The organism is Pseudomonas sp. LB3P14 (assembly GCF_054898045.1).
The window spans coordinates 560,701-585,852 of the sequence record NZ_CM142714.1; the positions used below are offsets into that span (position 1 = coordinate 560,701).

General features: G+C 61.7%; 23 protein-coding genes. 14 read left to right on the forward strand and 9 right to left on the reverse strand.

Features of this window, described 5'->3' with window-relative positions:
• Positions 1 to 121: 121 nt before the first annotated feature.
• The 4 genes from ACYZT5_RS02675 to ACYZT5_RS02690 are packed head-to-tail and all read left to right on the forward strand — an operon-like array spanning position 122 to position 2,992.
• Positions 122 to 904, forward strand: coding sequence for an ABC transporter permease (locus tag ACYZT5_RS02675; protein WP_462049667.1), 783 nt, complete (start codon positions 122 to 124; stop codon positions 902 to 904).
• On the forward strand, positions 904 to 1,752 hold the full coding sequence (locus ACYZT5_RS02680) for an ABC transporter ATP-binding protein (protein ID WP_462041396.1): 849 nt from the start codon (positions 904 to 906) through the stop codon (positions 1,750 to 1,752). Before ACYZT5_RS02675 ends, ACYZT5_RS02680 begins: the two co-directional genes overlap by 1 nt.
• Positions 1,749 to 2,711 (forward strand): HEAT repeat domain-containing protein, encoded by a 963-nt coding sequence (locus ACYZT5_RS02685; protein WP_462049668.1) that lies wholly within the window; start codon positions 1,749 to 1,751, stop codon positions 2,709 to 2,711. The genes ACYZT5_RS02680 and ACYZT5_RS02685 overlap by 4 nt, the downstream gene beginning before the upstream one ends.
• Positions 2,708 to 2,992, forward strand: a complete 285-nt coding sequence (locus ACYZT5_RS02690) for a DUF971 domain-containing protein (RefSeq protein ID WP_462049669.1) — start codon at positions 2,708 to 2,710, stop codon at positions 2,990 to 2,992. Before ACYZT5_RS02685 ends, ACYZT5_RS02690 begins: the two co-directional genes overlap by 4 nt.
• 82 nt (positions 2,993 to 3,074) lie before the next feature.
• Here ACYZT5_RS02690 and ACYZT5_RS02695 read toward each other — a convergent pair whose 3' ends face one another.
• The gene (locus ACYZT5_RS02695) at positions 3,075 to 3,812 is read right to left on the reverse strand and encodes a TorF family putative porin (RefSeq protein ID WP_462049670.1); all 738 of its coding nucleotides are present in this window, start codon (positions 3,810 to 3,812) and stop codon (positions 3,075 to 3,077) included.
• Positions 3,813 to 3,935: 123 nt separating this feature from the next.
• Positions 3,936 to 5,678 (reverse strand): amidohydrolase, encoded by a 1,743-nt coding sequence (locus ACYZT5_RS02700; RefSeq protein ID WP_462049671.1) that lies wholly within the window; start codon positions 5,676 to 5,678, stop codon positions 3,936 to 3,938.
• Between the two features lie 103 nt (positions 5,679 to 5,781).
• Between ACYZT5_RS02700 and ACYZT5_RS02705 the strand changes: the two genes are divergently transcribed.
• From ACYZT5_RS02705 to ACYZT5_RS02740, 8 genes are all read left to right on the forward strand, one after another.
• The gene (locus ACYZT5_RS02705; protein WP_462049672.1) at positions 5,782 to 6,699 is read left to right on the forward strand and encodes a LysR family transcriptional regulator; all 918 of its coding nucleotides are present in this window, start codon (positions 5,782 to 5,784) and stop codon (positions 6,697 to 6,699) included.
• A gap of 38 nt (positions 6,700 to 6,737) precedes the next feature.
• Positions 6,738 to 7,355, forward strand: a complete 618-nt coding sequence (gene lexA / locus ACYZT5_RS02710) for a transcriptional repressor LexA (RefSeq protein ID WP_462049673.1) — start codon at positions 6,738 to 6,740, stop codon at positions 7,353 to 7,355.
• Positions 7,355 to 7,972: a translesion DNA synthesis-associated protein ImuA gene (imuA, locus tag ACYZT5_RS02715; RefSeq protein WP_033061610.1), complete on the forward strand. Its 618-nt coding sequence runs from the start codon at positions 7,355 to 7,357 to the stop codon at positions 7,970 to 7,972. Before lexA ends, imuA begins: the two co-directional genes overlap by 1 nt.
• Before the next feature lie 7 nt (positions 7,973 to 7,979).
• Entirely contained in the window at positions 7,980 to 9,395 is a 1,416-nt protein-coding gene (locus ACYZT5_RS02720) for a Y-family DNA polymerase (protein ID WP_462049674.1), read from the forward strand.
• A complete protein-coding gene (locus tag ACYZT5_RS02725; protein ID WP_462049675.1) occupies positions 9,371 to 12,469 on the forward strand; it encodes an error-prone DNA polymerase in 3,099 nt (1,032 codons plus the stop codon). Before ACYZT5_RS02720 ends, ACYZT5_RS02725 begins: the two co-directional genes overlap by 25 nt.
• A gap of 297 nt (positions 12,470 to 12,766) precedes the next feature.
• Positions 12,767 to 13,441: a CsgG/HfaB family protein gene (locus tag ACYZT5_RS02730; protein WP_462052177.1), complete on the forward strand. Its 675-nt coding sequence runs from the start codon at positions 12,767 to 12,769 to the stop codon at positions 13,439 to 13,441.
• 60 nt (positions 13,442 to 13,501) lie between these two features.
• A complete protein-coding gene (locus ACYZT5_RS02735; RefSeq protein ID WP_371925536.1) occupies positions 13,502 to 13,846 on the forward strand; it encodes a DUF4810 domain-containing protein in 345 nt (114 codons plus the stop codon).
• Positions 13,843 to 14,502 (forward strand): DUF799 domain-containing protein, encoded by a 660-nt coding sequence (locus ACYZT5_RS02740; RefSeq protein ID WP_462049676.1) that lies wholly within the window; start codon positions 13,843 to 13,845, stop codon positions 14,500 to 14,502. The genes ACYZT5_RS02735 and ACYZT5_RS02740 overlap by 4 nt, the downstream gene beginning before the upstream one ends.
• Before the next feature lie 127 nt (positions 14,503 to 14,629).
• Here the strand turns inward: ACYZT5_RS02740 and ACYZT5_RS02745 are convergent, their stop codons facing one another.
• The 7 genes from ACYZT5_RS02745 to ACYZT5_RS02775 form a co-directional block, all read right to left on the reverse strand.
• A complete protein-coding gene (locus ACYZT5_RS02745) occupies positions 14,630 to 15,292 on the reverse strand; it encodes a flavin reductase family protein (protein ID WP_401360933.1) in 663 nt (220 codons plus the stop codon).
• A gap of 12 nt (positions 15,293 to 15,304) precedes the next feature.
• On the reverse strand, positions 15,305 to 16,792 hold the full coding sequence (locus ACYZT5_RS02750; RefSeq protein ID WP_462049677.1) for an amidohydrolase family protein: 1,488 nt from the start codon (positions 16,790 to 16,792) through the stop codon (positions 15,305 to 15,307).
• On the reverse strand, positions 16,789 to 17,985 hold the full coding sequence (locus tag ACYZT5_RS02755; protein ID WP_462049678.1) for an amidohydrolase family protein: 1,197 nt from the start codon (positions 17,983 to 17,985) through the stop codon (positions 16,789 to 16,791). Before ACYZT5_RS02755 ends, ACYZT5_RS02750 begins: the two co-directional genes overlap by 4 nt.
• A gap of 157 nt (positions 17,986 to 18,142) precedes the next feature.
• Positions 18,143 to 19,207: an extracellular solute-binding protein gene (locus ACYZT5_RS02760; protein ID WP_462052178.1), complete on the reverse strand. Its 1,065-nt coding sequence runs from the start codon at positions 19,205 to 19,207 to the stop codon at positions 18,143 to 18,145.
• Positions 19,208 to 19,246: 39 nt separating this feature from the next.
• On the reverse strand, positions 19,247 to 20,035 hold the full coding sequence (locus ACYZT5_RS02765; protein ID WP_046048507.1) for an ABC transporter permease: 789 nt from the start codon (positions 20,033 to 20,035) through the stop codon (positions 19,247 to 19,249).
• Positions 20,032 to 20,949, reverse strand: a complete 918-nt coding sequence (locus tag ACYZT5_RS02770) for an ABC transporter permease (RefSeq protein WP_462049679.1) — start codon at positions 20,947 to 20,949, stop codon at positions 20,032 to 20,034. The genes ACYZT5_RS02765 and ACYZT5_RS02770 overlap by 4 nt, the downstream gene beginning before the upstream one ends.
• A 1-nt stretch (position 20,950) precedes the next feature.
• Complete coding sequence (locus tag ACYZT5_RS02775) at positions 20,951 to 22,036, reverse strand: ABC transporter ATP-binding protein (protein ID WP_462049680.1); 1,086 nt, start codon at positions 22,034 to 22,036, stop codon at positions 20,951 to 20,953.
• Positions 22,037 to 22,176: 140 nt separating this feature from the next.
• Here ACYZT5_RS02775 and ACYZT5_RS02780 point away from each other — a divergent pair, with 140 nt between their 5' ends.
• Positions 22,177 to 22,866 carry a GntR family transcriptional regulator gene (locus tag ACYZT5_RS02780; RefSeq protein WP_462049681.1) on the forward strand — a complete coding sequence of 230 codons (690 nt, stop codon included), beginning with the start codon at positions 22,177 to 22,179 and terminating at the stop codon, positions 22,864 to 22,866.
• Positions 22,867 to 23,039: 173 nt separating this feature from the next.
• The gene (locus ACYZT5_RS02785; RefSeq protein ID WP_462049682.1) at positions 23,040 to 25,151 is read left to right on the forward strand and encodes a hybrid sensor histidine kinase/response regulator; all 2,112 of its coding nucleotides are present in this window, start codon (positions 23,040 to 23,042) and stop codon (positions 25,149 to 25,151) included.
• Position 25,152 lies beyond the last annotated feature (1 nt).

Consider the following 25,152-nt stretch of genomic DNA (forward strand, 5'->3'; position numbering starts at 1 on the left):
TGGATTTTTCAGGTCGATGTAGCTCCAAGAACAACTCGGTCAGTCCCCTCGCCCCTCTGGGGAGAGGGTTAGGGTGAGGGGTGGTTCTCCTGTCCTACACCATCTACAACTGGAACCCGACATGCCCAAATCGCCAACCCGCTGGATCCCCCGAGCAGCCTCACTGCTGCTCTGCCTCCTATTCTGGCAACTCGCCGCCAGTCATCACTGGAACCTCGGCCTGGTTACCTTCGCCAACGTCCCGACGCCGCTGGCGGTCATCGAAGCGGCCCTGGGCCTCGGCGACTCCGGCAAGCTCGCGCAACACCTGAGCAGCAGCCTCAGCCGGGTCTTCGCCGGTTACCTCGCCGCGCTGATCATCGGCATCGCTTTGGGCCTGGCCATCGGTCGCTCGAAATGGGCCGAAGACTTATTGCTGCCACCCCTGGAGGTCCTGCGCCCAATCCCCGCCGTGGCCTGGATTCCGCTGGCGATCCTGATGTTCCCATCGTCAGAGCTGTCTATGGTCTTCATCACCTTCACCGGCGCCCTGTTCCCGATTTTGCTCAACACCGTGCACGGTGTCGAAGGCGTCGACCCACGGCTGATCGCCTCGGCGAAAAGCCTCGGGGCAGGGCGCCGGGCGGTTCTGCTGGAGGTGATCCTGCCAGGCGCTGCGCCGAGCATCATCACCGGCCTGGCGATCGGCATGGGCACCTCGTGGTTCTGCCTGGTGACCGCCGAAATGATCTCCGGCCAGTACGGCATCGGCTATTACACCTGGGAGTCCTACACCATTCAGAACTACGCCGACATCGTGGTCGGGATGTTGCTGATCGGCGTACTGGGGATGGGCAGCAGTTGGCTGATCAAACGCCTGGGCGGGCTGTTCACGCCTTGGCACCGACCACGAGGAAAAGCCTGATGAGCATCATGCAAACCCCTGAAGGGCGGATCGACATCCGACAATTGTCCATCGTCCTCGGCGAAGACAAGCAAGCCTTCGAAGCCGTGCAAGGTCTGGATTGCCAGATCGAGCCGGGGCAATTCGTGTGCATTCTCGGACCGTCCGGTTGCGGAAAATCGACCTTGCTCGGTGCACTGGCCGGCCACCTGCAGCCGCGAACCGGCACCCTGAAAGTCGACGGTGCGCAGGTCTTGGGCCCATCGCCGCAACGCGGCATGGTGTTCCAGCACCACACGCTGTTCCCTTGGCGCACCGTGCGCGACAACGTCGCTTTCGGCCTGAAAATGCGCGGCATCGGCAAAGCCGAACGCCACAAAGCTGCCGACGAAATCCTTGCGCTGGTGGGCCTCGAAGGGTTTGCCGAGCGCTGGCCCGACCAGCTTTCCGGCGGCATGCAGCAACGGGTCGAAATCGCCCGGGTGCTGATTAATCGGCCGCGCCTGTTGCTGATGGACGAACCCTTCGGCGCCCTCGACGCGCTGACCCGGTTGAACATGCAGGAGCTGCTGCTGGACATCTGGACGCGAATTCGCACCACCGTGGTGTTTGTCACCCATGACATCGATGAAGCACTCTTCCTCGCCGATCGGCTGCTGGTCATGAGTTCGCGCCCGGGCCGCATCATCGAAGACCTGCGCCTCGATTTCCCACGACCACGCACCACCGAACTGGTCACCAGCCACGAGTTCTCCCGCTTGAAGCGTCATTGCCTCGAGTTGCTGCGTCACGAGGACGGTCGGCAGTTACCGCGCCTGAACCCTCTCGGACTTCCCCTTGAAAACAAACTGCCGCGATTTGCCCTATGACCTCTCTATTCGATGTAACCGATAACGACGACATTCTCGCCCTGCAACCACGCCTGACCGATGATGATCCCGGCGTGCGCAGGATCGCCCTGATCGAGCTGGCTGATCTTGAAGAACCGGACGGTTTGCTTTGGCTGATCAATCGGCTGGCTGAAGACCCGACCGAAGAAGTCCGCGCCGAAGCCGCGCGATTGCTCGAAGCCTGGGAGGACACGCCTGTGGTCGAAGCGCTGTGCCAGGCGCTGACCGATCCTTCCCAAGCCGTGCAAGTTGCCGCCGCGCAAAGCCTCAGCCTGCTAAAGACCGAGGCGGCGGGCCGGGTGATTCTGCCGTGGACCGGGCATGCCGACATTAACGTGCGCATCGCCGCTTTCCGGGCATTGCGCGAGTTGCGTTTTCCCGATGCCGCCGCTGCCGCTTTAGGGGCATTGACCGATGAAGACGCCAGTGTTCGCCGCGAAGCCGTCGGCGTACTCGGCTGGCTCAAGCAACTCGATGCCTTGCCGGCCCTGGCTCGATTGGTCAGTGACGACCCGGACACCGAAGTCCGCCGCGCCGCCACCGGTGCCCTTGGCCTGGCTTCCGACGCCCAAGTGCTGCCGGCGCTGCGCCACGCCTTGCAGGACGCAGCCTGGCAAGTCCGCGAAGAAGCCGCGACCACGCTGGGCAAGGTCGGCCACGTCGACGCCGGCCCGGCATTGGTCGAAGCCTTGAGCGACGCGTACTGGCAAGTGCGCTTGCGCGCTACCCGCAGCCTCGGTCGTTTGCGTTACGTCCCGGCCCTCGATGCGTTGATCGAAACTCTCGGCCACCGCATCAGCAACCTGCGCAAGGAAGCCGCCCTGGCGCTCGGAGAGTTGAATGATCGAGGCGCCATCGCACCCTTGCAGGCCGCGCAGGACGACGGTGATCCGGAAGTGCGTAAAGCCGTGCGCATCGCCTTGAGTCAGCTGCAATGAACCCGGTGGCGATTGGCAATTCCCAAGGTAAACAACAGCTGCGGTTGAACTGGCCGGACGGCCGCGAACAGTTGCTGGACCACGTTGAATTGCGTCGTCAATGCCCGTGCTCGCAATGCCGGGCGTTTCGGTTGCAGGGGTTGACGGTGAAAGTCGATGAGCGCATCCGCTTGATTGAACTCAATCAGCAGGGCTACGGCCTGCAACTGATCTTCAGCGACGGCCACGAACGCGGAATCTACCCGTGGCCCTACCTCTTTGGGTTAACCCCACCCCTGTAGGAGCGAGGCTTGCCCGCGAAGGCGGTGTGTCAGGTAAATCGCCTTCGCGGGCAAGCCTCGCTCCTACAGGTAACTGGAGACGTCAGAAGGATTTGCTGATACTCGCCACCACCGTGGCGCTGCACACATCGTCGAAGCCCCAGTTACTGGCGCACTGGCTTTTCGACAGGTCAGTGTCGATATAGCTCAAGCCCAGCATCACACTGACCAGTTCGTGGGACAGTTTGACTTCCCATTCGCGGTACGAGTCTTCGGCAAGGCCCGACATCGAGTACAAGTGCGGATCCTTGAAATCCATGTTGCCGTATCGCAGTTTCAGGCCTGTGTCGTAAGGCAACTCGGTTTCATAGCCGACGTAGCTGTACAGCGAGCTCTGCTTGCTGTCGATGCCCGGCGCATCCGCGGAGTAATAGGCCGCCAGCTTCACGCCGTAAACGTTGAGGATTGCGTAGGTCTCGCCCTGGTTGAACTGGCTTTCCTTTGGGTAAGCGTATTTGAGATAGCCGAGGTCCAGGCTGACCGCATCGGTCGCTTGCCAGAGCCAACCGGCGTAGTAGTCGATTTCCTGTCGGGTTTTCAGGCCGCCGCCGAAGTCGACGTTTGAACTCCATGCGCCGAGGTATAGACCGCTGCTGTGCGCCAACGTCAAACCCGCCTGCACCGCAGGGTCGTTTTGGGTTTGCGAAATGCCGCGGGTGCGGTAGTCGCTGGCCAGGGTCAGGTCGACCAGCACGGCGAAGTCGTCATTCAATGGCAACGCCTGGCTGCTCAAGGGAAGCAGACTCAAGGATCCGAGGGCGAACAGGGTGAAAGCTTTCATGGGGTGCGTCCCGTTGTTTTTTATTGTTAAGGGCAGGTTTGTGATGGGCAGTTTTTTTGCGGCAAGGCTGCGCCGAACCCCGGCGATGAGCGCGGGGTGGGCAGTGGTTTCAGGTGATTTTTCTTAGAGGGTCGGTGCGTAAACTTCGCGCCCGGCGAACCAGGTTTGCAGCACTTGGGTGTCGTGCAGGGCTTTGTTGTCGACGCTGAACACGTCACGGTCCAGCACGATGAAATCGGCTTGCTTGCCGGGGCTCAGCGAACCGATTTGCTTCTCTAACCCGATGGTGCGGGCGGCGTTCAGGGTGTAGGCGTAAAACATCGTTTCGCGGTCGATGCGTTCATCGGCGTTCAGCACACCCAGCGGACCGTCGCGGGTGATGGCCTGGGCCATGGCGTTCCACGGGTTGGGCGTGGACACCGGCCAGTCACTGGCGCCAGCAATTGTCGCGCCCTGCTTGAGCAGCGAATGCGCCGGGTACTGATAGCGGAAGGCGAGCGCGCTGACGTAAGGCTTGATCATGTCCAGCGTGTAGTCATCGGCCGTGGCCCACAGCAGTTGCATCGAGGCGATGACGTTGAGCGGTTTGAACCGCGCAAACTCTTTCGGGTTGACCATTTGCAGGTGCGTGATCGAGTGCGTCACGCCGCTCTGGCGATCCTTGCGCGCCTGTGCGATGCCGTTCAGCGATTCGCGCACTGCGCGGTCGCCTATCGCATGGATGTGCACCAGCCAGCCGCGCTGATCGATGGCGCTGACCAGTTCGCCGAAATGCTTCGGATCGATCAGCAACTCGCCCTGTTTGTGCGAGTTGGTGTAGGGATCGATCATCGCCGCGCTCTGCGCCGGGTATTCGATCACGCCGTCGGCGAAGATCTTGATGCCGGGCAGGGTCAGGTTGGGGATGCCCTGAAATTGCTGGCGGACTTTGTCCAAGGTGTCGAGGTCGGCCGGTACGCTTTTCGGATTGGCCACCAGCAGCGCGGCGACGTGGGCGGTCATGCCACCGGTTTCGGACAGCGCTTTGTACACCGGCAGCACGCCGACGGTTTTTTCCGTGGGTGTGAGGGCGAATACCGGCTCGCCGGGGGCGGCGTTGGCGGCGGGGTCCATCCACGCAGTGATGCCCTGGCTGTTGTTGTAGCGCACCGCGGTTTGCGCGGCCTTCAGCATGTCGGCGGCGCTCGGCACCGGCATTTTTGACGCGACGCGATCCCAACCGGCGTCGACCAGGAACCCGTTGGGGCTGCCATCGGCGCGCTTGCCGATGGTGTCTTTTTCGGCGGCCGGCAATGATTTAAGCAGTGCGGCATCAATGCCGGCGCGCTTGAGCATGACGTCGTTGGCCCACGCAGTGTGGTGGTCGCTGCCGGTGAACACCACCGGCACTTCGGCCCATTCCCCGGTGTTGAAGGTCTTGCCGAAGGCCTCGGCCTGAGCCCAGTAAGCGGAACTCATGCCGGCCACGCTCAGCACATCGCCCTGTTTCGCTTTGCCATCGTCACGCCAGGCGCGCAGACGTTTTTCCAGCTCAAAGAGGTCGACCACCTCGTCTTCCATGTTGGCCGAGGCCATTTCCAGACCGCCGAAAATCGCGTGGGAATGGCTGTCGATCAGGCCGGGCATCAGGGTCTTGCCGCCCAGATCAATGACTTGGGTTCCCGACTCGATCAAGGCCTTGATCTGCGCATCGCTGCCAACCTGCAACACTTTGCCGTCCTGCACCGCCAACGCCTGGACCTTGGGCTGGCTGCGGTCGGCGGTGAAAATCTTGCCGTTCAGCAGCACCAGATCGGTCGCTGCCATGGCTTCCAACGAGGCAAAACTCACTGCCACCATCAATAGATTCGGGATGAATCTTTTCATTGAATGTTTCCTTGTTATTGCGTCTGATGGCCAGATTAGTGGCTTGTCACGGCAAGCAGAACGCCTCACTCACGAAAAACGTTTTTGCCTGAATGGAAAAAGAATGGACAAGCTGGGTGCATTGAAAATGTTCGTGGTCACGGCGCAATTGGGCAGTTTCAGCCGCGCCGCCGAGCAACTGGGCAAGACGCCTTCGGCCCTGACCAAAGCGGTTAATCACCTGGAAGCCGAGCTCGGCGCCCGGCTGTTCGAGCGCAGTACCCGACGGATTCTGCTGACGGAAGTGGGGCGGCTCTACCTGGAAACCGCGCGCCAGGTATTGCAACGGCTGGAGGAGGCCGGCGAGGAAATCGAGCAAATGCAGCATGGCCTGCGCGGCAGTCTGAAAATCACCGCGCCGCTGGCCTATGGGCAGGCCTTTCTTGATCAGGTGTGTGGTGGTTTTCTGGAGCAATACCCGCAGATCAATCTGCAAGTGGACCTGTGCGATGAGTTCGTCAATCTGCTGGAAAGTGGCTACGACCTGGCGTTGCGCGAAGGTCATGACGACTTGCCGGGGTTGATCGCCCGCGTCGTCGGCAGCAATCGTCTGGCGCTGTGTGGCAGCCCGGCTTACCTGGCGCGCAAGGCGTTGCCCGTCACTGCGCAAAACCTCGATGACCACGAATGGTTGCTGTATCGCCATCCGTTGCTCAGCCGCGAATTCTGGTGGGCCGAGCGCGACGGCCAGCGTTTGAGCCTGCCGCAACCGCAGGCGCCGCGTTTGCGCAGTGACAATTACGACCTGCTGCTGGCCAACGCGCTGGCCGGGCGCGGGTTGTTGCACACGCCGCTGTGGAGCGCCGCGCCGTATCTGGCCGACGGTCGACTGGTGCGGGTGATGGCCGACTACGACATCGATCCGGACAGCTTCGGCGCGCACATTCTGGCGGTGTACCCGAGCCATCGGCGGGCGACCGCCAAAGTGGTGGCTTTCATCGATTACATCGCAGGTTTTCTGGCGTCTCGTGGGTTGAGCTGACTGGCGGTCCTTGCCAGGAAAAAGCCAAAAGAGTACAAATGTACTCCATGACGACTTTAACGCCCCGCCGTACCGCCATCCTGACTTTTATCCGCGATCGAATCGCCGAGCACGGTCAGTCCCCGAGCCTCGCTGAAATCAGCGAGGCGTTCGGTTTCGCCTCCCGCAGCGTGGCGCGCAAGCATGTGCTGGCGCTGACCGAAGCCGGTTTCATCGAGGTCAATGCGCATCAGGCCCGGGGCATTCGTTTGCTCGGGCAACCGGCGCGGCCCGAGCTGCTGGACATTCCGGTACTCGGTCGGGTGGCGGCGGGTGCGCCGATCGGTGCCGACGCCGAGGTTCACAGCCGCTTGCTGCTCGACCCGTCGATCTTCTCGCGGGTGCCGGATTACATGCTGCGGGTCCAGGGCGACTCGATGATCGAGGACGGCATTCTCGACGGCGATCTGGTGGGCGTGCACCGCAATCCCGAGGCGGTCAACGGCCAGATCGTCGTCGCACGGCTCGACGGCGAAGTCACCATCAAACGTTTCGAGCGGATCGGCGACGTTGTCCGCTTGCTGCCACGCAACCCGGCTTATAAGCCGATCATCGTCGATGCCGATCAGGACCTGGCCATCGAAGGGGTGTTCTGTGGTCTGGTGAGGCAAGGGTGATGGGCGCCGTCGTTGCGCTGGATACGCTGTTCAATGGCGGCCAGGTCTGGAAGGGCCGGCCTGCGCCACCGGCCGTCAGCCCGCAACCCACCGGGCATGCCGCGCTGGATGCGGCGTTGCCGACTGGCGGTTGGCCGGAAGCGGCGCTGACCGAAATCCTTTTGGCCGGGCAGGGCGTCGGTGAGCTGCAACTGGTGTGGCCGGCGCTGGCGCGGTTGTCGGCCGCTGGCGAGCGCATCGTGTTGGTGGCGCCGCCTTACGTGCCGTATCCCCAGGCCTGGCAGAACGCCGGGGTCGATCTGCGCCAGTTGTCGATCATCCAGGCCAGCGAGCGCGATGCGCTGTGGGCGGCCGAACAATGCCTGCGTTCAGGCAGTTGCGGTGCGGTGTTGTGCTGGCCGCACAAGGCTGATGACCGGGCGTTGCGCCGCTTGCAGGTGGCCGCGGAAACCGGCTCGACCCTGGCGTTCGCCTATCGCTCGATCAATGAAGCCATCAACCCTTCGCCAGCCGCTTTGCGCATCGCCATCGACGCCAGGCCTGCGCAATTGCGCGTGCTCAAGTGCCGGGGTGGGTTGGCGCGCTCGGCACCGATTGCCTTTCCCGTGGGGCATTGAGGTTGCCATGCGCTGGGTCTGCATTCTTTTCCCGCAATTGGCGCTGGACGCGGTACTGCGTCAGCGCGCCGATCCCGATGCGCCGCTGGCGCTGCTGACCGGTCCGGCGCAACGTCGGGTGCTGCAAGCGGTCAACGGATCGGCGCGGGCGCTGGGCTTGCGTCCGGGTCAGTCGATGACCGCCGCGCAGGCGCTGAGCAAAGGGTTTGCCACGGCCGAATACGACGCCGCCGAGATCGAACACTGGCAGCAGTTTCTGGCTGCATGGGCCTACCGCTTCAGTTCACAAGTCAGCGTGCATTACCCGCGTGCGGTGGTGTTTGAAATCGAGTCCAGCCTGGGATTGTTCGGCGCCTGGCCGCAATTCGAGGCGCGGTTGCGGACCGAGCTCGGCGAACTGGGGTTTCGCCATCGGATTGTTGCCGCGCCCAACCCGGTGGCCGCACGGGTGCTGGCCAACGCGTATGACGGTCTGGTGGTGCCCGACGATCAAGCCTTGCAACATCATCTTGGACAGTTGCCCATCGACCGGATCGGGCTGGAGACCAGCGTCGCCACGGCGTTGTCGCGCATGGGGCTGCGCACGTTGAGTCAGGTTCAGGCGTTGCCTCGCCATAGTCTGGCCCGGCGTTTCGAGGCCCAGGTGCTCAAGCATCTGGACACCTTGCTCGGGTTACGGCGGCTGGCGCTGACGTTCTACCTGCCGCCGGACCAGTTCGATGTGCGCATCGAACTCAACTTCGATGTGCAATCCCATCAGGCGCTGCTGTTTCCGTTACGCCGATTGACCGGTGACCTGTCGGCGTTTCTTTGCGGGCGGGACAGCGGCGTACAGCGTTTCGACCTGCACCTGGAGCATGCCGGGTTGCCGGACACCCTTATCAAGGTCGGCCTGCTCAGCGCCGAACGTGATCCGGCGATGCTCTTTGAACTGGCCCGGGGCCGGTTGGAGCAAGTCCAGGTCGAGGCCCCGGTGCGTGGTTTTCGTCTGCGCGCCGAAGACTTGCCGGCCTTCGTTCCCCAGTATCAGGCGCTGTTCGACGACCGCCCGCAGCAGTCCTTGCCCTGGGAGCAACTGCGCGAACGCTTGCGCGCGCGGTTGGGGGATGACGCGGTGCAGGGTTTGCGGTTCCAGGCCGATCACCGGCCGGAATGCGCGTGGCAGGCCAGTGTCGACAGTCAGCGCTGTGGCGGGCTGCCTGCCGTGCAACGACCGGGCTGGCTGCTGACTGAACCGCTGGCGGTGCACGAAGGTTCGACGCGCATCCTGATGGGGCCGGAACGCATCGAGTCCGGTTGGTGGGACGGTGACGATGTGCGCCGCGATTATTTCCTGATCGAAACCCGCTCCGGCCAGCAGGGCTGGGCCTATCGTGCGGTCGGTGAGGACGGCCCGTTGTGGTTGCAGGGGTGGTTCGCATGAGCATCGACTATGCCGAGTTGCACTGCCTGTCGAACTTCAGTTTCCAGCGCGGAGCTTCCAGTGCCCTCGAACTGTTTCAGCGGGCGAAAAAACTGGGCTATCAGGCCTTGGCAATCACCGATGAGTGCACGCTGGCGGGTATCGTCCGCGCCTGGCAAGCGGCCAAATCCGTGGAGCTGCCGCTGATCATCGGCAGCGAAGTGCGGATCGAGAACGGCCCGAAACTGGTGCTGCTGGTGGAAAACCTCGAGGGCTACCAGACCCTGTGTCGACTGATTACCCGAGCCCGACGCCGAACGCAGAAAGGCCAGTATCAAGTGCTGCGGGAAGACTTCAGCGAACCGTTGCCAGGGCTGTTGGCGTTGTGGGTGCCGGACGCTGTCGATGACGTTGAACAGGGCCACTGGCTGAAGCAGACTTTCGCCGAACGCCTGTGGCTGGCCGTCCAGTTACATCGCGGCCAGGACGATGCCCGACGGCTGGCTGCGCTGCTGACCCTGGCGGGCGAACTGCGAATCCCGGCAGTGGCCAGCGGCGATGTGCACATGCACGCCCGTGGGCGGCGCGCCTTGCAGGACACCATGACTGCGATCCGTCATCACGTGCCGGTGGCCGCGGCCGGGTTGCGTCTTCATCCCAATGGCGAGCGGCATGTTCGCAGTCTCGATGCTCTGCAATCGATCTATCCGCAAACACTGCTCGACGAAACGCTGAACATCGCCCGGCGCTGCACCTTCGACCTCGGTCAGTTGCGTTATCAATATCCCCGGGAGTTGGTACCGGAAGGCCAGACAGCCACGTCCTGGCTGCGTCATTTGACCGAGGAGGGCATTGCGTGGCGCTGGCCAAAAGGCCCGCAAACCCAAGTGTTGGAGCAGATCGACAAGGAACTGGAGCTGATCGCCGAGCTGGGCTACGAAAGCTACTTCCTGACGGTTCACGACATTGTGCGTTTCGCCCGTGAGCAAAAAATCCTGTGCCAGGGACGTGGTTCGGCGGCCAACTCGGCGGTGTGCTTTGCCTTGGGCATCACCGAAATCGATCCGGACCGCACCACGCTGTTGTTCGAGCGTTTTCTCTCCAAGGAGCGCAACGAGCCGCCGGACATCGACGTCGATTTCGAACACGAACGCCGCGAAGAAGTCTTGCAGTACGTGTTCCAGCGGTATGGCCGGACCCGCGCGGCGCTGACGGCGGTGGTCAGCACGTATCACGCGGCCGGCGCGGTGCGTGATGTGGCCAAGGCCTTGGGGTTGCCGCCAGACCAGATCAACGCCCTCGCCGATTGCTGTGGCCACTGGAGTGATGAAACACCGCCCGTGGAACGCCTGCTCGAAGGTGGGTTCGATCCCGAAAGCCCGGTACTGCGCCGGGTGCTGAGCCTGACGGGGCAACTGATTGGTTTCCCCCGACACCTGTCCCAGCACCCTGGCGGCTTCGTGATTTCCGAGCAGCCTCTGGACAGCCTGGTCCCGGTGGAAAACGCCGCCATGGCCGAGCGCACGATCATTCAGTGGGACAAGGATGACCTCGACGCGGTCGGGCTGCTCAAGGTGGATATCCTGGCCCTCGGCATGCTCAGTGCGATCCGCCGTTGTTTCGATCTGTTGCGCCGTCATCGCCATCGGGACCTGAGCCTGGCGACGATCCCGTCCGAAGACCCGCAAACCTACGACATGATCGGCCGTGCGGACACCATCGGCGTGTTCCAGATCGAGTCCCGGGCGCAGATGTCGATGCTGCCGAGGCTCAAGCCCCGGACTTTCTATGACCTGGTGATCGAGGTGGCGATCGTCCGTCCGGGGCCGATTCAGGGCGGGATGGTGCATCCGTACCTGCGACGCCGAAACAAGGAAGAACCCGAGGTCTATCCGTCCCCGGCACTGGAAGTCGTGCTCAAGCGCACGCTGGGCGTGCCGCTGTTCCAGGAACAAGTGATGCAGATTGCGATTGTCGCCGCCGACTACAGCCCCGGCGAGGCCGATCAGTTGCGCCGCTCCATGGCCGCCTGGAAACGCCACGGCGGGCTCGAACCGCACAAGGATCGCCTGGCCGCCGGGATGAAGAAAAACGGCTACACGGCAGAATTTGCCGCGCAGATCTTCGAGCAGATCAAAGGCTTCGGCAGTTACGGTTTCCCCGAATCCCACGCCGCCAGTTTTGCCTTGCTGACCTACGCCAGTTGCTGGTTGAAATGCCACGAGCCGGCGGCCTTCGCCTGTGCGCTGATCAACAGCTGGCCCATGGGTTTCTACAGCCCGGACCAGATTCTGCAGGACGCGCGCCGGCATCATTTGCAGATCCGCCCGGTGGACGTGCGCGCCAGTGACTGGGATTGCAGCCTCGAACCGATCACCGGTGCCCAGCCGGCGATTCGCATGGGGTTGCGGATGATCAAGGGCTTTCGCGAGGACGATGCCCGGCGCATCGAAACGGCGAGGTCGAAGGGGGCGTTTATCGACATTGCCGACCTCGGCGAGCGGGCACGACTCGATGCCCGCGCCCAGGAGCAACTGGCCGATGCCGGTGCGCTGCGTGGACTGGCCGGCGACCGTCATCGGGCGCGCTGGGAAGTGGCGGGGGTGCAGAAACAGCTCGGCTTGTTTGCCGGCCTGCCGAGTCAGGAGGAGGGCGCGGTGTCATTGCCCAAACCCACCGTGGGCGAGGACCTGCTAGCCGATTACAACAGTGTCGGCACCACGCTCGGTCCGCATCCGCTGGCGTTGTTGCGGGGTGAATTGAAAGCCCGACGCTGCCGCAGTTCGAAGGAGCTGCTGGATGTCGAGCATGGACGACCGGTCAGCGTCGCCGGGCTGGTGACCGGTCGGCAACGTCCGGGCACCGCCAGTGGCGTGACCTTTGTCACCCTTGAAGATGAGTTCGGCAACGTCAACGTGGTGGTCTGGCGCGACCTGGCCGACCGGCAGCGCCAGGTATTGGTCGGCTCGCAATTGCTCAAGGTTGATGGGCGCTGGGAGAGGGAAGGCGAGGTGCGGCATTTGATTGCCGGACGGTTGAGCGATTTGAGTGCGTTGCTCGACGGCATCAGTGTGCGCAGCCGGGATTTCCGTTGATCTCGGGGCATGATCGTTCCCACGCTCTGCGTGGTAACGCCTCCCGTGACGCTCTGCGTCACAGCGGACGCGGAGCGTCCGTGGCTGCATTCCCACGCAGAGCGTGGGAACGATCAAACCACCCCACACATTTAATACTGTCTTCGATGATGGCACTTTGGCATAATGCCGGCCGCCGACGTCCCGCACGTCGATTGTCGATTTGATTCCCCCTCGCTTTTTCGCCGCTGCAACCCGCAGTGGCGGGCTATTGCCGTGCCGGGATAAACCGTTTTTCAAAAGGAATGCACAGTGAGAATGATCTCTCGGATGTTGGTATCGGCGGCAGCGATTGCCGTCTTGGGCGCGATGGCTGGGTGTGCGACCGAAAGCTCGCGCGCCTTGCCGGTAGAAAAGGTTGAAAGCGCCAGCCTCGCTTATGCCGGTCTTCGCGTACCCATGGCCGTCGGCAAGTTCGACAACCGTTCGAGCTACATGCGCGGGATCTTCTCCGATGGCGTGGATCGCCTCGGCGGTCAGGCCAAGACCATCCTGATCACTCACTTGCAGCAAACCAACCGCTTCAGCGTGCTGGACCGCGACAACATGGGTGAGATCCAGCAGGAGGCCGCGATCAAGGGCCAGTCCCAGCGCCTCAAGGGGGCTGACTTTGTGGTCACCGGTGATGTCACCGAGTTCGGCCGCAAAGAGACTGGCGATCACCAGTTGTTCGGCATTCTCGGTCGCGCCAAGACCCAGGTGGCCTACGCCAAGGTCAATCTGAACATCGTCAATATCAGCACGTCCGAAGTGGTTTATTCGACTCAGGGCGCGGGCGAATACGCCTTGTCCAACCGTGAAGTCATCGGCTTTGGCGGCACCGCTGCCTACGATTCGACCCTCAACGGCAAAGTGCTCGACCTGGCCATGCGCGAGGCGATCAATCGTCTGGTGGACGGCATGAATGCCGGTGCATGGAAACCAGGCAACTGATCAAGGTCGATGACAAGGAGCGGTACAAGCATGTTCAAGGTTTATGCGAAATGGGCGCTGATGGCGTCGACCGTGCTGGTCAGTGGCCTGTTGGCCGGCTGCAACAGCGGCCCGAAAACCCTTTACCAGTGGGAAAGCTACCAGCCGGAAGTCTACGAGTACTTCAAGGGTGAAGAGCCCAAGGAAGCTCAGGCCGAAGCCCTGGAGCGCGACCTGCAGAAGATCAGGTCCACCGGCAAGACACCGCCGCCTGGCTACCACGCTCACTTGGGCTTGTTGTACCTGAGCATGGGCAAGGACGATCAGATGGTGCAGCAATTCAGAACCGAGAAAACGTTGTTCCCCGAGTCGACGCCGTACATGGATTTTCTGCTTAAAAACGCCAAGACCGGAGACACCCAATGATCGCGCGCTCATTGAAACTGCTGGCCGGGCTGCTGGCTCTGGCCGTGCTCGGTGGCTGCGTCAGCCCCAAGACCGTGGATTATTCGGCGTACAAGCAAAGTCGTCCAAAAACCATTTTGGTGCTGCCGCCGCTGAACAACTCGCCAGACGTCAAAGCGTCCTACAGCCTGTTGTCGCAGGTCACGTATCCATTGGCTGAAGCCGGTTACTACGTGCTGCCGATCACGCTGGTCGATGAGACGTTCCGCCAGAACGGCCTGACCACGCCGGCAGACATCCACCAGGCACCGGCCAACAAGCTGCAAGAAATCTTCGGTGCCGATGCTGCGCTGTACATCACTGTGACGGACTACGGCACTCGCTACATGATCATCAGCAGCGAAACCGTGGTTACGGCCAGCGCGAAACTGGTGGACCTCAAGAGCGGCACCACCCTGTGGACTGGCTCGGCTCGGGCTTCGAGCGAGGAGGGCGGTAACAACGGTGGTGGTGGTTTGATTGGCATGCTGATTACGGCTGCGGTCAAGCAAGTGATAAACAACTCCACCGATGCCGGTCACCCGATTGCCGGTGTGACCAGCGCTCGGCTGCTGTCGGCAGGACAACCGGCGGGGTTGCTGTACGGGCCGCGTTCGCCGAAATACGGCACTGACTGAGATCAGCCTGTTTTGCAGGATCGTTCCCACGCTCCGCGTGGGAACGCCGCCCGGGACGCTCCGCGTCCCTTCGCAAGCGTGACGCAGAGCGTCACAGGATGCATTCCCACGCGGAGCGTGGGAACGATCATTTGGCTTCTGGCCAAAACCGCTCCCCACCCCCCGGCGCATCCGTCCATGCCTGCAACGAACGTGTCGGCAAATCAAAATAGTCCCGCGTACGCGCATACCCATGCCCACCCATGCGTCCAATCGCATCCAGCCCCAACTGATCGATGTACAACGTTTTTGGGTCAATCAATTCATCCCGTACATGCGCCATCAGCACTTCCCCAAAAATAATCTCCCGCGACTGCCCGATGGACAGCGCCATCATCCGCCGACACTCCAGCGCCACCGGGGCTTCGCCGATCCTTGGGCATTTGACGGTAGTGCCGGGAATCGCGGTAAGGCCGGCGGCGGTCAGTTCGTCGAAGCCGGGAGCGAACGGCACGGCGCAGACGTTCATGGCTTCCACCAGGGCATCGCTGACGATGTTCACAGTGAATTCCTGGTTGAGCTGGATATTGCGAGTGGTGTCCTTGGGACTTTGGTCGCCGTAGTTTTCCACGCCCAACGCGAGGATCGGCGGGTCGGCCGAGAGGGCGTTGAAGAAGCTGAAGGGCGCGGCGTTGATCCGACCTTCGCCGTCGATGGTGGTGACCAGGGCAATCGGCCGTGGCACCACGCTGCCGATCAGGATCTTGTACTTGTCTCGCGGGCTCAATTGGCTGAAGTCGAAGCTTTGCATGGGCAGAACTCTCTAAAAAAGTGGATCAATCGCACTCAGCGGCGCGTGTGCGCTGTAGTCGTCAGCGAATGGGATGGCCGGTTTGAACAGGCCTTTCCAGTCCGGTTGGCCGAAGGCCCGGTCGCTGTGGCTGCGCATCAGTTTTTCGAATTGTTGTTGGGCCTGGCGTTGCAGGGCGGGGTAGTCGACGCCTTGAACCTGACCGTCCTGCATGACGCAGCGGCCGTCGATGTAGCTGGCGATGCAGTCGTCACCGCGCCCGGCCAGCACCAGGTTTTTCAGTGGGTCGAACAGCGGCCCCAAATGCAGGCCGCGAAGGCTGAACACGGTGATGTCGGCCTTGGCCCCCGGTGCCAGACGGCCGAGATCGTCTCGACCCAAGGCTTTGGCGCCACCGAGCGTGGCGGCGTTGTAAAAGTCCAACGTACCGGTCAAAGAACCATCGCCCTCCATCAATCGCGCGATGTTCAGACCCTGGCGCATGTTCTCCAGCAGGTCCGCCGGCCAGGTGTCAGTGCCCAAGGCGAAGTTGATGCCCTTGGCCCGATAGCGACCGAAGGCGTTCAGCGCCTCGCCGTCACGGGCAAACACCACCGGGCAATGCACCAGACTCGCGCCGCCATCCACCACGCGTTGCAGATCGTCATCGCCAGAGGTGTAAATGCCGTGGGGCAGCAGACTGCGCGGGGTCAGCAGATCCAATTGCTGCAACCAACCCAGCGGCGAAGTACCGCGCAATTGCTCGACCATCGCCACCTCACCGAGCCCCTGGCAGCAATGCAAACGCATCGGCGCGTTCAGTTCCCGGCTCAGCGCGGCGGTGCGTTGCAGCAGGGCCGGGGTGCAGGTCTGGATACGGTCCGGCAACAGCGCGCCGCGAATCAAACCCTCGTGCGCACCGTCGAAATCATGGAAAAACCGCACAGCCGCATCGAGCCCGGCCATTCCCCGCGCTTCATCCCAGTGATGCCCGAGGGTTCCATCGGCGCGCCAGTAACTCATGCCGCTCATGTAGCAGGGACCGAGGTAAGTCCGCAGCCCCAACTCGGCAGCGACACCGGCCACCGCAGAAAACTCGTCGTAAGTCTCGGCCCATTCGCGGTAGTACATCGAGGTGATCGGCATGGCGGTGGTGATGCCGTTGCGGATCAACTGAGTGAAGGCATAGCGGTATTTGAAGACTTCTTCATCTGCGCTGTAACTCTCCCGCGGACCGCTCGCCAGATAGTCCTCGGACCACATCCGGCCCATGTCGCGTTCATCGCCGTTGTCCAGCGTCAGCACCGTCGAATCAAGATCCCCGAGCGCATCCAGATCGATGAAGCCCGGACCGATCAACGCGTTGCCGTAATCAATCCTCTGATCCACCGGGCCCGGATAATCACGCCCGACAAACACGATGCGCGAACCTTCGAACACCACTTCGCCGTCGCGCCACAGCACATGCTGCGTGCCGTCGAAGCCGACCACGCAACTGGCTTTCAACGCAATCCGTTTCACAAGCGACTGTCCAGCAGTTGGCCACCGGAAGCGATCAACTCACCGCCGCGATAAACCTGCCGCACCGGCCGCGACACCACCGCCTCACCCAGCGTCTGCACCGGCATCAGCAAAAAGTCTGCCGGCTGGCCGATCTCCACCCCATAACCTTCACAGCCCAACGCCCGAGCGCCATTCACCGTCGCCGCTTCGAACGCCGCCGCCAGTTCATCGTCCTTGTTCAAGTCGAACCGGAATGCCAACAGCATCGCCCGTTCCAGCATGTCGCCGTTGCCCATGGGCGACCAGGCATCGCGAATGCCGTCCGAACCCAAGCAGACATTCACCCCGGCCTCACGCAGCGCGAGGAACGGCGGCACCGCGCAATCGGCCGGCGCCGAACTCATCAACGAAATGTTCAGCGCCGCCAGACGCTCGGCCACCGGTTTGACCTGGCTCCACGGCAATATCCCAAGGCAGTAGGCGTGGCTGATCATCACCCGACCCTGACACCCGAAGCGCTCGGTGTAGTCGGCGATCCGCGCGATCTGCCACAGGCCCAGTTCTCCCTTGTCGTGCAGGTGAATGTCGACGCCACGCTCGAATTCGCTGGCCAGTTTGAACACGAAGTCGAGCTGGGCGATCGGGTCGTTGTCGATGCCGCACGGGTCGAGGCCGCCGACGTTTTCAACGCCCAGGGCCATGGCTTCACGCATCAGTTCGGCGGTGCCGGGTCGGCTGATCAGGCCGGTTTGCGGAAACACCACCAGTTGCAGATCGATCAGGTCGCGGTAACTTTCGCGCAGTTGTTGCATGGCCTCGACATGGCGCAGGCCGAATTCCGGGTCGATATCGACGTGACAACGCATCGTCAGCGAGCCACGGGCGATGCAGTTTTCCAGCAGCGCGCCGGCGCGTTGAGCGATGGGCGCGTCGACTTCACGCAGCACGCGGCGCTCGTTGGCGATGTAATCCTTGAGCGTCGGTCCAGCGCTGTTCGGACGCCAGGGTTGGCCCCAGAGGGTTTTGTCGAGGTGGACGTGGCTTTCAACCAGGGCCGGGGTGAGGAGCTGGTTTTGGCCGTCGATGTCGGTGGTGGTCACTGCCGCGTCGGAGGCGGGGCGGCGTTGGGTGAACCGGCCGTTCTCGATCAACAGGTCTTCGGCGGTTGAACCGTAGGGCCGCACATTGCGCAGCCAGCGGGATTGAGTCATGAGAAACCTCAAATTTTATGGTGTTAGGGCGGGCCTCATCGCGGGCAAGCCCGCTCCCACAGGGTTCGGAGGTGGTCACAAATGTTGTAATCAACACAAATCACTGTGGGAGCCGGGCTTGCCCGCGATGGCCGCGACTCGGTTTCAAGCCAGGCAATCAGCCCTTGAGCTTCGACCAGATACGGTCCTGCAGCTCGCGCGCCTTGTTGCTGCACTCTTTTTCCGGGCGCAGGCGCGAGGCGAACTCGTCGGGCATGTTGATGGCGTCCATGACCCGCCATTTGGCATCGATCAACTTGTCGCTCTGGATACCGTTGTCGTAGGCGATGGCGTTGGACACTGCGGCGGCGTTTTCCGGTTTCATCATCCAGTCGATGAAGATCTTCGCGTTGCCAGGGTGCGGCGCGCTTTTCGGCACGGCGAAGTTGTCCTGGAACATGGCCAGGCCTTCGCGCGGGTACACGTACTTGATGGTGCTTTTTTGCAACGTGGCCCGGGCGGTAGAGCCGTTCCAGTTCTGCATCATGATCACTTCACCGGAGGCCATGCGGTCGACGGTGTTGTCCGAGCTGTACATCTTCAAGTGCGGTTTCTGCTTTTGCAGCAGCTCCAGAATGCGCTTGGCGTCCTGCGGGTTTTCGCTGCATTCGTCGACGTTCAGGTAATGACTGGCCGCGTTGATCACACTGCTGGAGGTGTCGAGGGCGGCGAGTTGGCCTTCGAGTTCCTTGCGCGGTTCGAAGAATTCTTTCCACGAATCGTCCAGCCTGCCGCCGGGTACCCGCGCACTGTCATAGGAAAACCCGGTGGTGCCCCACAGGTACGGTGCGGAGAATTTGCGGCCCGGGTCGAAACCCGGGTCGCGGAACGCCGGTTTGACGTACTGGAAGTTGGGCAGAGTCGACGCCTCGATTTTCAACAGCAGGTCCTGGTTGATCAACGTGCGCATGATCGACTGCGACGGCACGATCACGTCATACGCCGCGCCACCGGCCTGCAACTTGGCCAGCAGGGTTTCGTTGCTGTCGTAGCCGTCCATGGTGACCTTGATCCCGGTCTCCTTTTCGAACTTGGCCAGCAGTTCAACCGGGTAGTAGTCGGTCCAGTTATAGAAGAACAATTCCTTGGGTTCGGCGGCCTGTGCGGTAAAAACGGTGAAGCAACTGAGGGCCAGACCGGCGACGCCGTAACGCATGCTTTTGAAGATCGTGTTTTTCAACATCATGGTTTTACGCTCCGAAAGTACCGCGAAGGAAAGGGCTCATTGGTTTTTGCCGCGCTGTCCCAGCCAGAAGGCCAGCACCACCAGCACGATGGAAATCACCAGCATCAGGGTCGAGATCGCGTTGATCTCCGGCGTCACGCCGGACTTGATCGCCGAGAAGATGTACACCGGTAACGTTGTCGAACCGGGGCCGGCGACGAAGAAGGTCATGATGAAATCGTCGAGGCTGACCACGAACGCCAGCACCGACCCGGACAACACCGCCGGCCACAGCAGCGGCAACGTCACCCGGCGAAACACCTGCCACGGGTTGGCGTACAGATCGTTCGCCGCCTCCAGCAAGCTCTTGTCCAGGTCATTGAGCCGCGCGCGGATCGGCAGGTACGCGAAGGGAATGCAGAAGCCGATGTGCGCGACGATCACCGTCAGCAAACCGAGCTTGATCCCCAGCGCCATGAACAGCAGCAGGGTGGCCACGGCGGTGACGATCTCCGGCAGGATCAGCGGCAGGTTGATCCCGCCCTCGACCATCTTCTGTCCGTAGAACGGCCGATAGGTCGCCAGCGCTGCGAGCAACGCAATGGCCGTGGCGCAGACCGTGGCGATGCCGGCGACGATGATCGAGTTCAGCGCGGCGGTCTGGATCGACGGGTTCGCCAGAATCCGTCCGTACCAGGCGAAGGAGAACTCGGTCCACACCGTCGCCGAGCGGTTGGCGTTGAAGCTGTAGGCGATCAGCACAAAGATCGGCACGTACAGATAAGCCAGGATCAACAGGCTGACTTCGCGGGTGAGCGGCAGTTTTTTCAGGTGCAGGGCGATCATGCGGTGGCTCCCCGACGCAGGGTTTTGGCGGTGCTGCGGCTATACAGGGCGTAAAGCACCAGCGACAGCAGCAGAATCCCCAGCAGCAGGAACGACAGCGAACTGCCCAGCGGCCAGTTACGCGCGGTGCCGAACTGTTGCTGGATCAGGTTGCCGATCATCAGCGTCTTACCACCGCCGAGAATCGCCGGGGTAATGAAGGCGCCGAGGCTCGGCACGAACACCAGTAATGCACCGGCAATCACGCCGGGCATCGACAGCGGCAGAATGATCCGCCGCAACGCGTGCCAGCGATTGGCGCCGAGGTCGTAAGCCGCTTCCACCAGGCGCCAGTCGAGTTTTTCCAGGGTCGAGTAGATCGGCAAAATCATGAACGGCAGGAAGCTGTAGACCAGCCCGACGCTGACCGCGAAGTCGTTGTAGAGCAGGGTGATGCCACCGGCCTGGGGGAACAGTGCATTAATGCTTTGGGCGACCCAGCCCTGTTCGCGCAGGATGATCAGCCAGGCGTAGTTGCGGATCAGCAGGTTGGTCCAGAACGGAATGGTGATCAGCAACACCATGAGGTTGCGCCGACGCGGTGTCAGGCTCGACATCCACAACGCCACCGGGAAACCAAACAGAAAACACAGCAACGTGGTGCCACCGGCCTGGAACACCGAGCGCAACAGCGCCTGGGCGTAGACCCAGTTCAGCTCCAGTTCACCGTCGAAACCTTCCTGGAAAAACAGCTGCACGTAGCTTTGCAATTGCCAGTTGGCCTGCCAGTCGACGCCACCGTAAACGTTGCGGGGCAACAGGCTGATGTAGCCCATGATGCCGAGCGGAATGGCGATCAGCGCCAGCAAAGTAAGAACCACCGGGCTGAGCAACAGCGCACGGTTAAGGGCGGGAGAAGTGCTGCTGACGCTCATCTCAGGCCTCCATCAACAGGCAGGCGTGGGGTGGCAGGTTGACCGCGACGCGATCACCGACCACCCGGCCGCGGTTCAGGCCTTCGTTGTTCTCGCGCAGCATGACCTTGATGTCGTTGTTCAACCGGCACTGGTAAAGGGTCGCGGTGCCGACATACAACACCGCTTCAATCACGCCGCGCAGGTGATGCGGTTGCGCCGGGTCGACCCATTGCGAACGTTCCGGGCGGAACGCCAGTTGCACGTTGGCGCCGTCGAAGCCTTGAGCCGGGCAGGGGATTTCCACCGGCATGCCGCTCGGCACGAAGAGCTTTTCGTTCTGCTGGCCGCGCTTGAGGTGGCCGGGGAGGAAGTTGATGTCGCCGATAAACTGAGCAACGAAGCGATGCTGCGGCCGTTCGTAGATATCGTTCGGTGTACCGATTTGCAGGATCTTGCCGGCGGACATCACGGCGATACGATCGGACAGGGTCAGGGCTTCTTCCTGATCGTGGGTGACGAAAATGAAGGTGATCCCGGCTTCCTTCTGTACGCGCTTGAGTTCGATCTGCATTTCCTTGCGCAGCTTCAAGTCCAGCGCCGACAGCGGTTCGTCCAGCAACAGCACTTTGGGTTTCGGCGCCAGGGCCCGAGCCAGTGCCACGCGCTGCTGCTGACCGCCGGACAATTCGGCGGGTTTACGCTTGGCCAGGTGTTGCATTTGCACCAGCGCCAGCATCTCATCGACACGTTGCGCGATGAGCTTGCGATCAAGACCCTGCATCTCGAGGCCGAAGGCGATATTCTGCGCGACACTCATGTGCGGAAACAGCGCGTAGCTCTGGAACACTGTGTTGACCCGGCGCTTGAACGGCGGCAGGTTGTTGACCGGTTCGCCCGCCAGACGAATCTCGCCTTCGCTGACATGCTCGAAACCGGCGATGGTGCGTAACAAGGTAGTTTTGCCGCAGCCGGAAGGGCCGAGCAGGGTGAAGAATTCATTGTCGGCAATGTCGACTGAAACGTTGTCGAGGGCTGGAGCCAGCCCCGGATCGTCGGAGTACCGCTTGGACACACTACGCACTTCGATTGCGACTGGATGACCCATAATGGTGCATTCCTCTAATTATTGTATGCAATATCTGGATGCAATTTAGAAATACCCGGATTAACCTGCTCGTGCAACCCCCTTTTTCCATGGCTGCTCATCGCCAGGGGTCGGTTGTTACGCGCTAAAGGAGTGTTCAGATGACCGAGAAAAAACTGGAGACCACGGTCGACCGCGTCTACCAAGGGGTTTACGAGGCGATCAGCAAACGTTCATTGCGTCCCGGCATGAAGCTCGGCGAAGCGTCATTGGCCGAACTTTTTAATGTCAGCCGGACGTCGGTTCGTGCCGCGCTCAAACAGTTGGAGGCCGACGGACTGGTCACCACCGAACCCAACAAAGGCGCGTCGGTGTCGTTGCCGAGTGATGAAGAAATCCGTTCATTGTTCGAAACCAGGCGTCTGATCGAGATTGGCATCGTCAGCGAACTCTGCCGCCGACGTGATACCGCCGTGACCCAGGACCTGCGTGATCACCTGTTGCTGGAGGATGAAGCGCACCGCAGCGGCGACCATGAACGGTTGATTCATTTGCTCGGCGAGTTCCACATCAAGCTCGCGCAAAGCCTGAACAACCCGGTGTTGCTGGACTGGTTCCGCAAGCTGATTTCCCGCGCCTCGCTGTACGCCGCCGCGCTGGATGACGACAGTCATGAGGTCTGCCGCGATGATGAACACCTGCGGCTGATCGAGTACATCGAAGCGGGCAATCAGAGCGCCGCGATCGAACTGACCTGCATGCATTTGAATGGCATCGAGAAGGCCATTCTCGACGTCGCCGCCACGCTGAAAACCGGCTACCACCCGCTCAAGCACCTGATCGAGGTTTAGCGGGATCCGTAGGGTTCTTCCTCAGGCACGTCCACAAAAATCTGCAGGTGAAGAATCAGCTAACCTCTATGAAACCATTGGCGACCGCGATGCTCGAAACAAACGGGCACGCACCGTCCTCATGCCGATGCGATCCCTTAAGCCAGTCATCTACAGGGATACAGAGTCAGTCGATGCAGTTTCTAGACGATAGCCACGGGTGTACCGGCTGGAACGGCGAAATGGCCGGGCGCATCCGCGCGTTCGACTGGAGCGTGACCGAGCTGGGGAACATGGACACCTGGCCCGCAAGCCTGTGCAGCGCGGTGCAGTTGATGCTCGCGTCCCCACTGCCGATGGTGATGCTGTGGGGCCGTGCTGGTTACATGATCTATAACGATGCGTATTCGAAATTTGCCGGTGGCCGACATCCTTACCTGTTGGGTTCCCCGGTGGAACTGGGTTGGCCGGAAGTCGCCGAATTCAATCGGCATGTGGTCGACACCTGCCTGGCCGGCGGCACCTTGTCCTATCGCAACAAAGTACTGGAGTTGTTGCGCGACGGAGTTCCCGAAGACGTCTGGCTGGACCTCTATTACAGCCCGGTGGCTGATGATGGCGGGAAACCGGCCGGGGTCATGGCGATGGTGGTCGAGACCACCGAACATGTGATCTCCGAACGCCGTCGTCAGGCCGCCGAGGACGCCTATCACGCCGACAACGAACGGGTGCGCCTGGCGCTCAATGCCGGGGCTTTGCTCGGCTCATTCGTCTGGGACATCAAGGGCAATATGCTCTCCGGCGATGAGCGTTTCGCCCGCACCCTTTCCTACCCGCCTGAGCAAAACCTGGCTGACCTGCCAACGGACATCGCCGAAGCACGGATTCATCCCGATGACCGTAGCTGGGTGCAGGAGCAGCTCAATCAATCAGTGGAAACCGGCGAACCCTTTAATGCCGAGTATCGGGTCCAGCGCCCGGATGGCAGTTATCTGTGGGTGCAAGCGAGCGGTGGCTGCGAGTTCAATGAACAGGGCGAACCGTTCCGTTTTCCCGGGGTGTTGATCGACATCCACGAACGCAAGACTGCCGAAGAATCCTTGCTCAAGTTCACCCGCAACCTGGAGCAACGCGTTGCCGACGAAGTCGAAGCGCGGCTGGCCGCTGAAGAACAACTGCGTCAATCCCAGAAACTCGAAGCCATTGGCGGCCTCACCGGCGGCGTGGCCCATGACTTCAACAATCTGTTGCAGGTGATCGCCGGCAACCTGCACTTGCTGGCGCGGCATGAACCGGACAACGCCAACGTGCAACGCCGGGTCAGTGCGTCGATTGCCGCGGTCGAGCGCGGCGCCAAATTGTCTTCGCAACTGCTCGCGTTCGCCCGTCGCCAGCCCTTGTCGCCAGCAGTCTGCGATCTGCGGCAGGTCTTCGAGGGCGTCGGTGAATTGCTGCAGCGGGCGCTGGGGGAAACCCTCCAGATCAATGTCTGCGCAACTGAAGCCCTTTGGAATATCTACGTGGACCGCAATCAACTGGAAAACGCCATCCTCAATCTGGCGATCAATGCCCGGGATGCCATGAAAGGCGAGGGGACCATTGACCTGATCGCCGAGAACATCGCCCTTGATAGCAAGTTTTGTGCAGGCAAGGGCATCGTCGCCGGTGACTATGTCTGTGTAGCGGTGGCTGACACGGGTGTCGGCATGTCGCCGCAGGTACTCGCACAGGCTTTCGAACCGTTTTTTACCACCAAGGCCGACGGCCAGGGCACGGGGCTGGGACTGAGCATGGTGTTCGGTTTCGTCAAGCAGAGTGGCGGGCATATCGAGATTTCCAGCGTCGTCGGGCAGGGCACTCGGGTGCAGCTGTATTTCCCTCGCAGCCTGCGTCCGATGCTCAGCGAAACGACACTTCAAGATCCGCAACAACGAGGCGGACACGAAACCATTCTGGTGGTCGAGGACAACGAGGCGGTGCGCAGTGCCGCGGTGGAATTACTCAGCGAAGAAGGTTATCAAGTCCTGACGGCTGCCAACGGTGACGCCGCCATGCAGATGTTGCTGGAGGGTGCGGCGGTGGACCTGATTTTCACCGACGTGGTCATGCCCGGCCTGATCAAAAGCTCGGACCTGGCTGCCTGGGCCAAGGTGCAGGCGCCACCGGTGGCCGTGCTGTTCACCTCGGGCCACACCCGTGACATTATTTCGCGCAATCACCAACTCAACCCCGACACCTGGCTGCTGAGCAAACCCTACGGTCCCGAAGCGCTCACACAGATGGTTCGCACTGTGCTCAATGGCTGAC